The following is a 237-nucleotide window of genomic DNA, read 5'->3' on the forward strand; positions in this document are numbered from 1 at the left end:
GGTAATAACGTTGTCATGATTAGTAAACAAATGGAAGAAAAGGTATTTAAGGATGCCAATCCAGTCGGTAAAATTATTGAAATGAAGGGTCAACCGATGCAAATTATCGGTGTCTACAAATCAGATAACGAGTTTATGGGAATGGGACCATCAGAAGCACTAATTCCAATTTCATTATGGCCGAGACTGGATGGTAAAGAGGAGAGTCAAAATATTTCTGGTCCAGCAAATAATGTT

1 protein-coding gene is annotated in these 237 nt (G+C 37.1%); it reads left to right on the plus strand.

Translation table 11 applies throughout. The features are described 5' to 3' along the window. Positions 1–237: ABC transporter permease (locus JDS96_RS31515; RefSeq protein ID WP_199669189.1), on the plus strand; the 237-nt coding region annotated here is incomplete at both ends.

Source organism: Bacillus cereus group sp. N21 (assembly GCF_016483395.1).
GTDB lineage: Bacteria > Bacillota > Bacilli > Bacillales > Bacillaceae_G > Bacillus_A > Bacillus_A pseudomycoides.